The organism is Veillonella intestinalis (assembly GCF_943192895.1).
Lineage (GTDB): Bacteria > Bacillota > Negativicutes > Veillonellales > Veillonellaceae > Veillonella_A > Veillonella_A intestinalis.
The window spans coordinates 1-15458 of sequence record NZ_CALPCB010000012.1 but is presented as its reverse complement, the minus strand read 5'-3'; the positions used below and the strand labels follow the sequence as shown (position 1 = coordinate 15458).

Genomic DNA, 15458 nt, shown 5'->3' with positions numbered 1-15458 from the left:
ACCATGAGGAGAGAATTATGTATACGTTAGAAAAATCGAAGCAAGCCTTTCTTGAAGCAAAGGCTTATATGCCGGGCGGTGTAAATAGTCCGGTCCGTTCCTATCGTAGTGTAGGTTCTGAACCGCCATTTATCAGTTCTGCAGCAGGTGATCGTATTTATGATATTGATGGCAATGAATATATTGATTATGTATTGTCGTGGGGGCCTATGATTTTGGGCCATGCAAAATCCGAAGTAGTGGCAGCTTTGCAGGAAGCGGTACTACGTGGCACTAGTTATGGCGCACCGACTCTTTTAGAAACGGAAGTAGCTAAAAAGATTCAAGCTTTTATGCCTCATATGGAAATGGTGCGCATGGTTAACTCGGGCACAGAGTCTACCATGAGTGCTTTGCGTGTAGCGCGTGGCTATACGGGCCGTGATAAAATTGTAAAATTTGTTGGTTGTTATCATGGACACAGTGATTGCTTATTAGTAAAAGCTGGTTCTGGTTTGGCTACCTTTGGGGTGCCTGACAGCCCTGGCGTGCCAGCGGGCGTAGCGGCAGATACATTGACAGTGCCTTATAATGATATAGACGCCATTCGGGAGCTATTCCAAAAAGAAGGGCATGCTATTGCCGCTGTTATTGTAGAACCAGTAGCGGGTAACATGGGCTGTGTGCCACCAGTGCCAGGCTTCTTAGAAACTTTGCGTGAGCTTACTACGGCTCATGGAGCTTTACTTATCTTTGATGAAGTTATGTGTGGCTTCCGCGCTAGTTCCGGTGGAGCTCAGAAAAAATATGGTATCAAGCCAGATTTAACCTGCTTAGGTAAAATTGTTGGCGGTGGCTTACCTATGGCTGTATTTGGTGGTTCCCGTGAAATTATGAACCATGTAGCACCAGCGGGCCCAATTTATCAGGCTGGGACTTTGAGTGGCAATCCAATTGCTATGACTGCAGGATTGGCTACCCTTAGCATTTTGCAACAAGATCCAACCGTGTTTAAACGGATTGAACAAGCTACAGAGATGCTCTGTGAAGGATTGCGTGAACGGGCGGCTAAATATAATATTCCTGTTCAAGTGCAATCCGTAGGGTCCATGTTTACTTTATTCTTTAGTGATAAGCCAGTGGTTAATTTTGAGGATGCCTCTGCTTGTGATATGGAAGCCTTCAAAAAATTCTTCCACTATAATTTAAGTCATGGCATTTATTATGCGCCAAGCCAATATGAAAGCAATTTCCTTTCAGCTATGCATTCGCCACAGGATATTGAAAAGACCTTGGCTGTAGCAGAAGAAGCCTTTGCTACCTTATAATAATTGGGAGGTAGAACGATGACTGAGTTAACACCAGAAACGTTGGCAGCAGCACGAAAAAGCTTACAAGAGTGTTTAAGTGAAAGTGTAGTGCCTCGTGAATATTGGGATGAAATTGCACATTGGCTAGAAGCGACTCATGTAGAGAATCTATATTTAGTGGGTCGTGATGCTATTGGTGCTTGGTGGGCTGCTAAAGAAGTGCGCAAATTAGGCTTTGCCATTAATTTTGCTAAAAGTGGCTGTATGCCAGGCAATTGGTTCCCAGAAGGCGAAAATTGGGATGTGGCCCAAGCAAATGCAAAATATAAGCTTGTTGCCGATTGGCAGTGTCTGATTGACCATGAAGCATTAAGCAAAATTTAGTACATAAGTAAAGGGTGACCGATGTGTCCATAGGACTAGATAGTAGCACCACCGGTCACCTGCTTTTTATATGGGGTTGAGGATTAACGATTGAGGTTACTGCATGAAATCCTTTAAAAAGAGTGCCAGCTTATCGGTTGTTTCATTAAGCTGGCCAATTTTTATCGAAATTTTCTTACAAATGTTGATTGGGAATATTGACCAATTTATGATGAGTCATTATTCTCAAGAAGCGGTAGCGGCTGTAGCAAACGCCAATCAGGTTATGAATATTTTTATTATGCTGATTATCGTTATGAGTACGGCTAGCACCATTTTAATAGCCCAGTATTTAGGGGCTAAAAATCCAGATAAAATTAATGAAGTAACAACGGTAAGTATTGCTTTTAATTTTGTATTTAGTTCTTGTGCAGCGGCGTTTATTTTGGTGGCTCATAGGACATTATTTCAGTGGCTAGGCGTGCCGGCTGAAATTATGGATGATACGAGTTTATATATGACTATTGTAGCTTGTAGTATTCCTATTACAGGGATTTATACCGCCTTTGTAGCTACTTTTAGAGGCTTTTCTTTACCGATTATTACTATGTGTGTTGCCTTTGTAATGAATGTGATTCACATTTTAAGTAATGTTGTTTTAATTTATGGCTGGGGGCCTATTCCTTCCCTCGGTGTATTTGGGGTATCCGTATCGACTGCTGTTAGTAAAGCTATTGGGTTGCTGTTGATTTATTATTTATTCCGCACCCAATTATCGATTAAACTATCTTGGTCATATTTAAAACCATTCCCGAAGGAAACTTTGAAACGATTGCTTCATATTGGTGTACCTTCAGGGGGCGAAACATTGTCGTATCAGCTATCTCAGACTACCATTATGAAGATGGTAAATATTTTTGGCATTATAGTTATAAATACTAAAGTGTATGCCTATATAATTTCTATGTTTTGTTATATGTATACGATTGCCTTAGCTAATGCTGCGCAAATTATAGTAGGCTTTCTAGTTGGCGCTAAGCGGGAAGATGAGATTTCGGCGCGCGTATGGCATACTATGTGGCTTGGTATGGCGATAAGTGTTGGTTTATCAACGACATTTTATTTATTAAGTGATTACATCTTTGCTTTTTTTACAACAGATCCAGAGATTATATCATTAGGCAAAACTATTTTGTTTATTGAAATCTTTTTAGAAATTGGTCGCACCGTAAACATTATTATGGTACAATGTTTGCAAGCTGCTGGAGATATCCGGACGCCAATGATTGTAGGTATCTTTGGTATGTGGCTCTGTGCCGTTAATTTGTCCTATATCCTAGGCATTTGGCTAGGGTGGGGTTTAATTGGCATTTGGATTGCCATGGCCATTGATGAAGGTGCGCGCGCTATTATTTTTGTGTGGCGTTGGCACAGTGGTAAGTGGAAGAACCGCAAGCTCATTGAAGAGCCTGCATAGTAGGGAGTTTTGTGAGGAAGTTGTCTCACAGGGCTCAAGGAAGGACGAACGTTATGAAACGGATTGTAGGAATTATTGGATTAGGTTTATTAGGTGGTTCATTAGCAAAAGGATTGGCGTCACATCCCGATTATGAAGTAATCGGGTATGCACGGCGCTCACATATAGGGGCTCAAGCCGTAGCGGAAGGCGCAGTTACTGCTGCTTATACGGAGGCTAAAGCCGTGGTGGAGCAAGCGGATATATTAGTATTCGCTTTGCCCCCAGATACGAATGCGAGGCTGTTTGAGGAATTAGTTCCTTATATTCGGCCTCGCACTCTTATAACCGATGTGTCTAGTACAAAGGCAAATTTTGCTCGTACAGTGAAACAGCAGTTGCCTAAAGGAGCTCATTTTGTGTCTATACATCCTATGGCAGGCTCTGAAAAAGGTGGCTATACTATGGCTCATTGTGATTTATTTAAGGGCTGTACTTGGATTATTTTGAGAGATGATAAGGAGCCTAGTTGGAGTGAAGCGGGTGCTCGTGAATTAATTGCAATGGGCGAATTTTTAGGTGGCCGTGTTGAACAAATTGCTATGGAAGATCATGATGGGTTTATGGCAACGGTGAGTCATATGCCGCATACTGTGGCTGCTATGATAGCTACCATAGCTGGTGGTGATGGGCAGGGAGACTTGCGTTTACGCTTGGCTGCAGGTGGTTTTAGAGATATTACAAGAGTAGCGGGTGGTAACCCCACCATGTGGCGTGAGATTATTACCAGTAATCGTCAGGAGGTAGTTAGAGCTTTATCACAATTAGAAGATGAAATATTACATATTAAAAATTTACTTTTGACCTCAGATGATGATACACTAGAGACATACTTGAAAGTCGCCAAAACAATTCGCGATGACTTTTCCCACTTATAGGAGGATACGATGGGCTTATTTGAAGAGACTTGTAAAAAAATTACCCCTAAAGATACAAAGATTGGGGAAGCAGTACAAGCAGTTTGGGATCGTGAAACACCCTATGGTAGTTATGGTAAATTAGTGGATATGGTGAAACAATATGCCATGGTAACACGGCAGATATCACCAGAAATTCCGAAGCGTTGTATGATTATAGCTTGTGCTGATCATGGCGTAGCGGAAATGGGTGTAAGTGCCTATCCAATTGATGTAACCGTTGGTATGACACAGAATTATTTGATTCCTAAAGGGGCTGGTGCTAATGCGCTAGGTAATTATTGTGGTACTGACATGGAAGTCGTTGATGTAGGGATTAAAGCAGATATGACTTGGGTGCCAGGCTTACGTCATAATAAGATTCGTATGGGGACGCGGAACTTTTTAAAAGAACCAGCGATGACTAAGGAAGAATGCATTCAGGCGATGGAAGTAGGGATTGCATTAGTAAATGAAAAAGTAGCAGAAGGTTATAATGTATTTCTTGTAGGTGAAATGGGTATTGCCAATACGACCGCTAGTGCTGTTATGACTGCTAAATTTGCTGGTATTACAGCTGAGCAGGCAACGGGGCGCGGTACTAATATTTCCGATGAACGTCTTAAAGTAAAACAAAAGGTAGTTCATGATGCATTAGTAAAATATGCCGACATTGATAAAAATGATGGCCTTGGTATTTTGCACTCTGTAGGTGGTTTAGAATTTGCGTGTATTACTGGTATTATTTTAGGCGCAGCAGCGGCTCATGCTATGGTTGTTATTGATGGATTTAATACTACTGCGTGTGCACTAGTGGCTCACACTATGGTACCAGCTAGTATGGATTATGTAATGGCTTCCCATCTTTCAGCTGAAAAAGCTCATGTAGAAGCGTTAAAAACACTGGGCTTAGAAGCATATGTTAACTTAGGTTTATGTTTAGGCGAAGCATCTGGTGGCTCCATTCAAATGGGGATGTTAGATTTAGCTATCCGCATGTATCAAGAATTAGAAGGAGGGCACCAAGCATGAGAGAGTTTACGATTCAACCATTAAACGAAGCGTGCATGGAGGCATGCCAACTTCGCGTAGATAATTTAACAAAACCAATTTATAGTTTGGCTCAATTAGAAAAAATTGCAGTTCGTTTAGCTGGTATTTATAATGTAGAACAGCCAAATCATATAAAAAATAGTGTGCTTATTTTTGCTGGTGACACAGCTGTTGACGGTAAACAGAATCATACTAAAGGGCAGGACAGTTTAGCGGCTGTGACTCGTCTTGGCAGTGGTCATAGTGCGACTGAAGCGGCGGCTCGAAAATTAAATGCAGCGGTATATACTGTAGATGTGGGCTTAGAACAGGACACTCAGGCAGTAGCCGGTGTAATCAATAAAAAAGTAGCGTCTGGCGCTAAATTCTTTGGGGCTGGTCCGGCTATGACTGAAGCTGAAATGGAAGCGTCTTTAGAAGTAGGCTTTGCTATGGCTGAGGAATTGGCTAGTAAAGGCGTACAGGCTGTGGCTCTTGGTAATGTAGGGGAACGTACTCTATTAAGTGCACTTGCTGTGACAGCGGCTATTACACAATATCCTATGACAGAGTTATTGACTGATAATGAATGTACATTATCCATTCAAGAAAAAGCGGAGCGTTTAACCGCTACATTAGCTAGATATGAGTTAACGCCTGAAAAGCCATTGCAGATTTTGCAATGTGTAGGTTCGCTTGATATAGCGGCTATGGTGGGCTTTTATTTAGGGGCAGCAGTTAATCGTTTAGGCGTTGTTTTTGACAATGCTGTTACTGGTGCTGCTTTGTTAGTCGCTCGTGCAATTAATCCAGCTGTTATGGATTTTGTATTCCAATCAGCTGCTTATAATGAGCCAGTTCACAAAGCACAGATGAAATTTTTAGGAATTAGTCCATACTTATACTATAACCTTGAAATGGATGAAGCCTTAGGTTCTGTTATGGGCTTATCTGTAGTGGATGCAGCTCTTCATATGTTAAATGATATGAAGACATTTGGTGAAGCGACAGTAACTGTGGCTGAAGATGGTCCTGGTAATAAACGTCAAGATGGCCGTTAAAAGTACTTTTGTAATTTAATGGTTGCGTTGCAAATGGCAGCGTTTAGATACTGGCAAACACACAAGATAGTTTGGATTTATCTTGGTTTGTGTTTGCCAGTTTTGTTAGTATTTGTTTTAATTGAAATGTGGCGTATTTTTTAGATTTATTAACAGCTAGGGATTGTTAATTAAAGATATTGAGCAGTATTGAGAGTTTGAGATGAGGAAATGACTATGAGTAAGTTTTTACATGGCCTGTGTGCCTCGGGAATTAGTGGCAATATGATGATCGGAGCGCTCTTAGATTATGGCGTACCTTTTGCGTATTTAAAGGACGCTTTACAACCTTTGGGGCTCAGAGATTTTGAGTACATTTGTGAGCCTGGTGAAAAGAATGGTGTTACCGGTACATACTTTGATGTAAAACTACATAGTCAAGCTCATACAGTACGCCGTTGGTTTAATCCGTTGACTTGGCATAGTCATAAGGGGCGACGTAATTATCCTGAAATAAAGGCCTTGATTGAAGGGGCGCCTTTAAGTCCTTGGGTAAAAGAGAAAGCTTTATTAGCCTTTTTAAATTTAGGCCAAGCAGAAGCTAAAGTCCATGAAACTACCCTTGAAAAAGTGCATTTTCATGAAGTAGGAGCCATTGATTGTATTATTGATATAGTAGGAACTATGTGTTGTTTAGAGTATCTCGGTGTAACAGGTATTAAGTTTTCGCCTCTTCATGTAGGTCAAGGTAAGGTGCGTTGTGATCATGGGCTAATGGATATTCCTACCCCCGCAACAGCCGCTTTGCTAGAAGGGGTTCCTACCTATGTAACGCCAGTTACTGGTGAATTGGTAACGCCTACAGGTGCGACGTTAGTCAAGACATTGGCTGTAAATACAGTTAAATCAAGTGTAAGTAGCGCTAGTACTGCTTTGGGTGGTACCACATCATCACATCCTGCTAACGATGTTAAGGTAGAAAGCACGGAGCAAGACTGTACTGCTACTAAGACTGTAGAAGACGCGGTTATGGCTATGATGGAAAAGGCTGATAGAGCTACAAAAAAGGGCATTGGTTTAGGGACTATGGATTTACTAATCCCAAATGTATTTACCATATTTGAAGGGTAAATAAAAGTCTGCTGAGTAGGCTGTAAATATTGTAAAATTTTTGCCAATAAATTTTTACAAAAGTGTTGACAGGGACTAGCTCTGTCTGTTATTATTATTAAGCGGTCAGGGACAAGACACTTTGAATGGTGTCGAGGTAAAAATATCTTGACAAAATATCGTTAACGGTGTAGAATTGTTTCTGTTGTGAAATGCGGAAATAGCTCAGTGGTAGAGCACCGCCTTGCCAAGGCGGGGGTCGCGAGTTCGAATCTCGTTTTCCGCTCCACTTTCATTCCTCGATAGCTCAGTCGGTAGAGCAATCGGCTGTTAACCGATCGGTCGTAGGTTCGAGTCCTACTCGGGGAGCCATTTTATTAACACAGGCTTGGTCCTTTGTATATATAGGGGTATCGCCAAGCGGTAAGGCAACGGACTCTGACTCCGTCATTCAAAGGTTCGAATCCTTTTACCCCTGCCATTTTTTACATGACTCACTAGCTCAGTTGGCAGAGCACCTGACTTTTAATCAGGGTGTCCCGCGTTCGAGTCGCGGGTGAGTCACCATTTTGGCCCGTTGGTCAAGCGGTTAAGACACCGCCCTTTCACGGCGGTATCGGGGGTTCGATTCCCCCACGGGTCACCAACATATGGACGATTAGCTCAGCTGGGAGAGCGCCTGCCTTACAAGCAGGATGTCGGCAGTTCGATCCTGTCATCGTCCACCAAACTTGCAAAAAGACGAACGTTCGGTATTTTTCGGAATACTAAAGAGTTCGTCTTTTTATTTTTTTGTTAATTTTTAAGATGCTGAATTAAGTCAGTGATTTAGTGATTGATTTTTTTATTTGCATAATAACATCTGCTAGAGTGATAGTTTCTATAGAATTATCACTCTTTTATTTTTGGTAAAATAATGAAAATTTATTTTATATATTAGAAAAATTAATACATACTTTAAGAGTGAGAGATAAATTAAATTGATATCAATATTAATAAAATGATAAAATTTAAAGAAAATATAAGAAAATAAAAGAAATAAAAAATAAATAAAAAGTATAGAAAAATAATTAAAAATTTTAGAAAAATTTGATTTAATTTGACAAATATGTCATTATATTAATATAAAGTGCATAATAGTCATAAAAAGAATGATTTATTTGCAAAATGAACTTGTGTTTTCTTTAGTAATTGGGAGGTTTTAGAGTAGTTCGTATAGGTTTATGCAAGTAGGGAGACGTAAGTGATTATTTTCACGAAAGGGGTTTGTTAGTATGGATAAAAAAACAAGAGCGCTTTTAGTGGCCACATTAGCTACTACGTCTGTTTTGTACACTGGGGGGGGACTTATAGCTGCTGATTTAACTGCTGATCAACAGGCTGTATATGATGCTGTGGTAGCTAAGTTTGGTTCACAAATTACAGAGTTACAAGGTTGGACAAGAGATTTATATATTAAGAGTAATGCTATGCCTGCGCCTGGTACCGGTAAAGGCGTGGCATTAGGTAAAGACTCTGTAGCGAAAAGTGAATCAGCTGTTGCCATTGGCAATGGGGCGAACGCGAGTGAAGAAGAGTATGCTAATGTAGCGATAGGTTCTGCTGCTCAAGCCTTAGGTGGTAGTACTGTAGCTATAGGTAGTGGAGCCCAATCGATGACTGGAGGAGCTGTCGCTATTGGGACCAATGTAACATTAACAGATGAAAATAGCCATGGGAGTACAAACTCCATCGGTATTGGTCATAGTATACATAGTAATGGTGTAAGTTCTATTTTAATAGGGGAAGATATAGGAACAACAGACACACCTAATAAGAATGGGTATATGGTTGGTATTGGCTATAAAGTCAATCCAAGTTATGACTCAGTAGCTATTGGTAGCTTTTCAAGTACTCAAGGTAGTGGTGTCGCTATTGGTGCGGGATCTCATGCATTAGCTGATAATGGTGTAGCTATTGGATTTACTAGCTTTGCTGCTAGCCAAAATTCTGTAGCATTAGGTCATAATTCCTATGCTTACACGGGTAATGTAGCAGCTAAGTCGTATTTAAGTAATGAAGACTTTAGTGCTGATAATGGTGTGGTAGCCATAGGTAATAATTTTGAGTTAACTTTAGGGAACGATAAGTTTCCAATTAATCACCGCCGTATTACTGGTGTAGCCGGTGGTGCTGATGAATATGATGCAGTTAATGTGAAACAACTTCAGGCATTGAGCACAGATGTAGACACACGAATTGCCAATAAAATGAGTAATATAAGTGGTAGTTCTGTTGAATATGTATCTATTAATCCTGATAGAGATGCGGATAAAATTATCAATAAAGACAATCATGGTGCAGAGAAACCAGGTGCTATTGCCATAGGTTCAGGGGCCAAAACTAATGGATATGAGAGTATTGCCTTAGGGAATAGAGCCACGGTTGCATATGATGGCAAAGATGATAGTGCAGGTCAAATTGCCATAGGCTTTAACTCGAAAGCAAATAATACAGCATCTTTAGCTATAGGTGTGGAAGCTAATGCTGATAATGGGATTGCCATTGGGAATCTTGCTTATAGTAAGGAGACAACTTCTGTTAGTATAGGGGAAAATAGTAAAGCGAATAATCAAGGCAGTATAGCTATAGGGAATTGGACTGTATCAGAATTTAGAGGCGTTGCTATTGGTCAAGATGCGGTAGCGCATAGTGAGCAGTCAACTGCATTAGGAAGTAAAACTGGTGCGTATGCGCATAATTCAGTAGCTACTGGCTCTAATGCGAGCACATATAGTGCAGGGTCTATTGCTATTGGTAGTAATGCTATAGTATATTCTAGAGATCCTATAAATGAAGCAAAATTCCAATCTAAGACTGACGATGTAAAAGCAAATTTTAAACCGTCACCTAAGAATAATAATAGCGAGCCAGAAAATAATCTTTATTATTTAATAAGTCAAACATCTGGAAATGGTGTTGCTATTGGCTCTAATGCTACAGTGCAGAAAGATCAAGGTCTAGCTATAGGGATGAATGCTACAAGTGAAGTACTTGATGGAGTAGCAATAGGTAGCAATTCTAAAGCAACTATCAACTCTCAGGTCGTCGGATATGATCCAAATCCTAATAGTAAAAAAGATTTAGGGTCACCAGTTTGGAAATCTAAATTAGGGGCCGTATCAGTGGGCTACGGAGAATATAAGGATGAGAGTGGCCGAAAAAAAGAGGCTAATACTCGTCAAATCACTAATGTAGCTGCTGGCTCTAAAAATACTGATGCAGTGAATGTAGCACAGCTTAAGTCCTTAAATCAAAAGGTAGATACTAATAAAATTTCTTATGTATCTATTAAATCCAAAGAAACAGGTAACAAAGATAATTTAGGGGCAACAGGCACTGATTCTGTAGCTATTGGTCCTAATGCACAATCTATTGGTAAAAATAGTGTAGCTCTAGGCTCCAATGTAAAAGCTAGCATTGCAGATGCTATCATTATTGGTAGGGATATCACTGATGGCAAGGGGATTATAGTAGGTGTGAGTTCGGTAGCAACTACAGACCATAGTATTGCTATTGGTGTAGAAGCAGATGCATCTGGTAATGCTAGAAATACAGCCGTAGGTTGGAAGTCTAAAGCTACTGGTGACTATAGTGTGGCTTATGGTCAAAATAGTCAGGCGTTAGGAGAATCTTCAGTTGCTCTAGGGACAAGTGTAACGGCTAATGGTAAAGCTGGCATTGCTATTGGTAATTCGTCTGTTAGTAACTCTGAAAATAAAACGGAATCTTCTATTGCCATTGGTGATAGAGCAAAAGCTGAAAATGATGCAGGGGTTGCTATAGGGCTTAGAACAACTGCTTCTGGCGATAGAAGTACGGCTTTAGGCTTTTTTGCAAATTCGAGTGGTAAGAATGCTACAGCCTTAGGGGCCGATACTGAAGCCATCGGCAGTAGTAGTGTAGCTCTTGGTTCTGGCGCGAAGGCAGAAGTTGAACGCTCAATTGCTATTGGATCGAGTTCTGTTGCTGATAGAGCAGCCGGTACATTTGGTTATTCACCTGAGGCTGGCACATTTGCAAATGAGGGTGAATTAATGGCCTATTTAGGTAAAGTTGATGAATATAATGCATTAACGACACAGGCCCTAGAAAAGCAAAAAGAAATGTTAGAGAAAAAAGCAGCTGCTGATGCAAATCCGGGGGATAGCACTTTGCTTAAGGCTGCATTACAGGCTAGAAAAGAGCTTTTGGCAATTGTAGATGAGAGGAATAAACTAAGTGTTGCCTATAAATCAGGCTTAGGAGCTGTTTCAGTAGGTAATGAATATGCTACTCGTCAGATTACTCATGTGGCAGCTGGTACCGAAGATACAGATGCAGTTAACGTAGCACAGCTTAAAGCGTTGAACAATAAAGTAGATGCTAATAAAATTTCTTATGTATCGATTAATTCTACTGAAACGGGTAATAAAGATAATACAGGGGCAACAGGCACAGACTCTTTAGCTATTGGTCCTAATGCAAGTGCTAGTGCCAATAATACGGTAGCCCTAGGTTCTAATGTAACAGCTGGTATTAATAATGCTATTGTAATAGGTAGTAATATTACAGATGGCAAAGGGGTTGTTATTGGTGTAAATTCTGCTGCAACATCAGAACACAGTGTTGCTATAGGTACTCATGCTACAGCTGGCGATACAAATCAGTCTGATGTGGCGATTGGTAACTATGCTAAAGCTCGTGGGTATAGTGTGGCCATCGGTGATGGTGCGAATGCCTTTGATATTAATGACCCAACAAGTGATGCGAGTGGACTTTCTGTAGCTATTGGTTCTAGTGCAGCAGCAACAGGTCAAGGTGGCGTAGCCGTAGGTCAAGGGGCTAAGGCTGCATTCCAATCCAATGCCATGGGCTCTGGAGCTAAGGCGACTGGCCGCGGAACTGTTTCTATTGGTGATACTTCAGAGGCTAGTGCTGCAGCTGCCGTAGCTCTTGGTAATCGGGCTAAAGCAACAGATACATTTAGTATGGCTTTAGGCATGGAAGCAGAAGCTACAAAATCTGGCAGTGTTGCTGTTGGCGCACAAACAAAAGCTAATGGTGGCTGGTCACTAGCTGTAGGTAGAAGTACAGTAGCTAGTGGAGAAATGGCAACTGCTTTAGGTTATAAAACAACTGCAGATGGAGCTCGTTCTATTGCTATTGGTCCATGGGCTAATACCTCAGAAGGCAGTTATGGTACAGCTATAGGTTATAATGCAAAAACTAAGGGAACAAATACTATTGCTCTAGGTGGCTATACGGAAGCTTTTAGTGATAAAGCTATGGCTTTAGGCTATGCTTCTGAAGGTAATGTTGAAAATGGTGTTGCTCTAGGTGCATATTCAGTAGCTGATAGAGAAGAAGGTAAACTTGGTTATACAGTCGATGATGTAACCTTTAATAAGGCAGAAGATATAGCTTTATATTTAGGAAAATCGGCAGAATATGAGGCGGCTACAAAAGACTTTAATGAAAAAGTAGCAGCGTATAATGCTAAATTTGCAGAATTAGAAAAAGACCCTAATAATGAACAACTAAAAAGTGAAGTAGCTACATTAGAAAAGGCTGCTTATGCTAGTCAAAATGCTAGAAATGCTATTGTTTCACCATATTTATCTGGCTTAGGCGCTATTTCAGTAGGTACTGCATCTGATACTCGCCAGATTACTAATGTTGCAGCTGGTACTGAGGATACCGATGCTGTTAACGTGGCACAGCTTAAAGCGTTGAATAATAAAGTAGATGCGAATGCAATTGAATATGTATCTATTAAATCCACTGAAGCAGGTAATAAGGACAATTCTGGTGCTACTGGGAATAACGCGATTGCTATTGGGCCTGATGCGCAAGCGATTGCAAAAGGTGGGGTCGCTATTGGTAATTCTTCAAAGGCAAAGGCAAATGATACAGTAGCATTAGGTTCTAGAGCAGATGCCCAAAATACTAGTGATATAGCCCTTGGAACTGAAGCAATTGCTTCAGGTGGGTGGAGTGTTGCTATTGGTCAAAACTCTGCATTTAGTGGCGAAATTTCATTAGCTGTAGGCTTTGATGCACAGGCGAGTGGCATGCACTCGCAGGCTCTAGGGATTATTTCTAGAGCAAGTGGTGACGCAGCCAATGCATTTGGTAGTCAGGCCAGTGCTAGTGGTTTAGCTGCTAATGCTATTGGCTTACAAGCAAATGCAGCTGGCGATGATTCTATTGCAATTGGTCGTAATGCTACAGCGCAACTTCAAGGTGTTAATGGCATCGCTATTGGTATATCGTCTTACATAGGTAAGAAAACAGAAACTGGTGGAACTCCAGAGCAAGGTATACCGGACAATTCGCTTGTGATTGCTGAGGATGATACTACTTCAGGTAAACCAAATCAAGAGTATAAGAACTCTATTGCAATAGGTAATACGGCGAAATCATTTGGCTATCAGAATACAGTTTTAGGGGCAGGTGCTGAAGCCCATGATACAAATGAAGTGGCTGTTGGTACTGCAGCTAAGGCAAGAGGTCATTATGCAGTAGCACTTGGTCAACAGGCTAATGCCAATGGTAAAAATGCAACCGCATTAGGTCACTGGGCTCGTGCGTATGGTGAAAGTACAGTCGCTATTGGTGATTTTGCAATTACTAATACACTAGACGGTAAAGATTCAGTTACTAATGCAATTGCAATAGGCTCTCTAGCGCGTACAGCTTCAAATAACTCTATCGCATTAGGTTCAAATTCTCTTGCCTATATTGCTGATGATGTAAAAACAAAATCATATTTATCAGATGAAACATTTGGCAAGGAAGATGGCGTAGTGTCGGTAGGGAATGCTGAATATACTATTGGTGATACTACAGTAGAGGCTAATCGCCGCCGCATTACGAATGTTGCTGGTGGTGCCGATGATTATGATGCGGTTAATGTTAAGCAATTAAAAGCATTAAATTTGAGCATTATTGGAGATAATAAAGCTGAAGATGTACCGGTTGAAGGAAAGGTAAATTTAGCAACTCAAAAGTTGGCTATCAACGGTGATGGTAATATTACAACTACTGTAGCTGAAGATGGTCAGTCTATAAACCTTACATTATCTAAATCTGTAACAGATAAATTGGGGGCTGTAAAATATTTATCAGTAAATTCCACTGAAACTGGTACTGGCAGTAATGAGGATAATACTGGTGCTCAATCAATCCATGCAATAGCTATTGGTCCTAAGGCGGCGGTTGGTCCAGGTGAGCCAGAGCCAGGTAAAGAGTATGGACCTAGTTCGCAATATGGTGTAGCTCTTGGATATAATTCTCATGTAATAGGCTCTACCAGTGGTACGGCCTTGGGCCCTGAAACTGTAGTAAACAATTCTAATTCTGCCGTAGCGGTTGGTAGAAATGCTACTGTAGAAAATTCTAACATGGGGGTTTCTCTTGGGAATGGTTCCCATACTACTAATTCACAATATGGTATGGCTTTAGGCAATCGTTCTAACATAACTGATGCAGCGAATTCTGTTGCTTTAGGTTATAGTGCGACTGTAAATAAGGTGACTCGCGGAACGGCTTTGGGGTCTCAAGCCTCAGTTACTGCTACTGGCGGTGTGGCCTTAGGTGCTGATTCTATAGCTAGCACGAATGGAGCGGTATTAGGATATAATCCACTTACTGGAGCACAGTTTACTTCTCTCGATGAAGTAGCAAAAGTTGCTGGTGTGAGTGAACAATATGCGCCTTTAAAAGAGCAACGAGATAATTTAGCAGCTACAGTGGCAACTCAACAAGCAGAATATGATCGCTTAACTGCTCTTTATGAGCAGGATAAGACGAATGCTGAGGTAAAAAAAGCTAGAAGAGAGCTTGGAGATGCCTTAGATGCTTCTGAATTACAATTGAATAATGTAGAGGCTGCGATTGATCACCTAGTGTCTGCTTATGTTTCTAATGATGGTGCTGTATCAGTAGGTCGTGATGCTTATCAGCATAAAGGTAAAATTTATAGTGATATAAATCGTCAGATTACTCATGTAGCAGCTGGTACTGAAGATACAGATGCAGTTAACGTAGCTCAGTTGAAACAGGTACAAAAGTTAGCTAATAATCATACAGCCATCATGGTAAATGATGTAGCACCAGTAGCTGGTGCCGATGGTGCCTATGGTAAGTATGTAGATGCTAATGGTTTATCTGTAGCAGTTAAAGATGTTGA

General features: G+C 40.8%; 7 protein-coding genes, 6 tRNA genes and 1 pseudogene. All 14 read left to right on the top strand.

All coding sequences use genetic code 11. From position 1 onward, the window contains the following. The first annotated feature begins 17 nt into the window (after positions 1 to 17). On the top strand, positions 18 to 1307 hold the full coding sequence (hemL, locus tag NFR27_RS09660; RefSeq protein ID WP_251443867.1) for a glutamate-1-semialdehyde 2,1-aminomutase: 1290 nt from the start codon (positions 18 to 20) through the stop codon (positions 1305 to 1307). 18 nt (positions 1308 to 1325) lie between these two features. Beyond that, positions 1326 to 1673, top strand: coding sequence for a hypothetical protein (locus tag NFR27_RS09655; protein WP_251443864.1), 348 nt, complete (start codon positions 1326 to 1328; stop codon positions 1671 to 1673). A 103-nt stretch (positions 1674 to 1776) separates the two neighbouring features. Further along, the gene (locus tag NFR27_RS09650) at positions 1777 to 3129 is read left to right on the top strand and encodes an MATE family efflux transporter (protein WP_251443861.1); all 1353 of its coding nucleotides are present in this window, start codon (positions 1777 to 1779) and stop codon (positions 3127 to 3129) included. A gap of 53 nt (positions 3130 to 3182) precedes the next feature. After that, positions 3183 to 4046, top strand: a complete 864-nt coding sequence (locus NFR27_RS09645; RefSeq protein WP_251443845.1) for a prephenate dehydrogenase — start codon at positions 3183 to 3185, stop codon at positions 4044 to 4046. 9 nt (positions 4047 to 4055) lie between these two features. Further along, entirely contained in the window at positions 4056 to 5096 is a 1041-nt protein-coding gene (cobT, locus tag NFR27_RS09640) for a nicotinate-nucleotide--dimethylbenzimidazole phosphoribosyltransferase (protein ID WP_251443840.1), read from the top strand. After that, a complete protein-coding gene (locus tag NFR27_RS09635) occupies positions 5093 to 6157 on the top strand; it encodes a nicotinate-nucleotide--dimethylbenzimidazole phosphoribosyltransferase (RefSeq protein ID WP_251443837.1) in 1065 nt (354 codons plus the stop codon). Before cobT ends, NFR27_RS09635 begins: the two co-directional genes overlap by 4 nt. Before the next feature lie 216 nt (positions 6158 to 6373). Then, positions 6374 to 7267, top strand: a complete 894-nt coding sequence (larC, locus tag NFR27_RS09630; RefSeq protein WP_251443834.1) for a nickel pincer cofactor biosynthesis protein LarC — start codon at positions 6374 to 6376, stop codon at positions 7265 to 7267. 193 nt (positions 7268 to 7460) lie between these two features. Then, positions 7461 to 7535: transfer RNA gene (locus tag NFR27_RS09625), tRNA-Gly, on the top strand. Positions 7536 to 7542: 7 nt separating this feature from the next. Further along, positions 7543 to 7618: transfer RNA gene (locus NFR27_RS09620), tRNA-Asn, on the top strand. A gap of 34 nt (positions 7619 to 7652) precedes the next feature. Continuing rightward, positions 7653 to 7727 (top strand) — tRNA-Gln (locus NFR27_RS09615). 10 nt (positions 7728 to 7737) lie between these two features. Further along, positions 7738 to 7813: transfer RNA gene (locus NFR27_RS09610), tRNA-Lys, on the top strand. A 4-nt stretch (positions 7814 to 7817) separates the two neighbouring features. After that, positions 7818 to 7892 (top strand) — tRNA-Glu (locus NFR27_RS09605). A 6-nt stretch (positions 7893 to 7898) separates the two neighbouring features. Continuing rightward, a tRNA-Val gene (locus NFR27_RS09600) sits at positions 7899 to 7974 on the top strand. Positions 7975 to 8520: 546 nt separating this feature from the next. Next, positions 8521 to 15458 (top strand): annotated as a pseudogene (locus NFR27_RS09595) (hypothetical protein); the annotation flags it as partial.

Excerpts from the sequence above, each read along its gene's own strand:
- hemL (WP_251443867.1), top strand. The coding sequence starts at position 18 with ATGTATACGTTAGAAAAATCGAAGCAAGCCTTTCTTGAAGCAAAGGCT.
- NFR27_RS09655 (WP_251443864.1), top strand. The coding sequence starts at position 1,326 with ATGACTGAGTTAACACCAGAAACGTTGGCAGCAGCACGAAAAAGCTTA.
- NFR27_RS09650 (WP_251443861.1), top strand. The coding sequence starts at position 1,777 with ATGAAATCCTTTAAAAAGAGTGCCAGCTTATCGGTTGTTTCATTAAGC.
- NFR27_RS09645 (WP_251443845.1), top strand. The coding sequence starts at position 3,183 with ATGAAACGGATTGTAGGAATTATTGGATTAGGTTTATTAGGTGGTTCA.
- cobT (WP_251443840.1), top strand. The coding sequence starts at position 4,056 with ATGGGCTTATTTGAAGAGACTTGTAAAAAAATTACCCCTAAAGATACA.
- NFR27_RS09635 (WP_251443837.1), top strand. The coding sequence starts at position 5,093 with ATGAGAGAGTTTACGATTCAACCATTAAACGAAGCGTGCATGGAGGCA.
- larC (WP_251443834.1), top strand. The coding sequence starts at position 6,374 with ATGAGTAAGTTTTTACATGGCCTGTGTGCCTCGGGAATTAGTGGCAAT.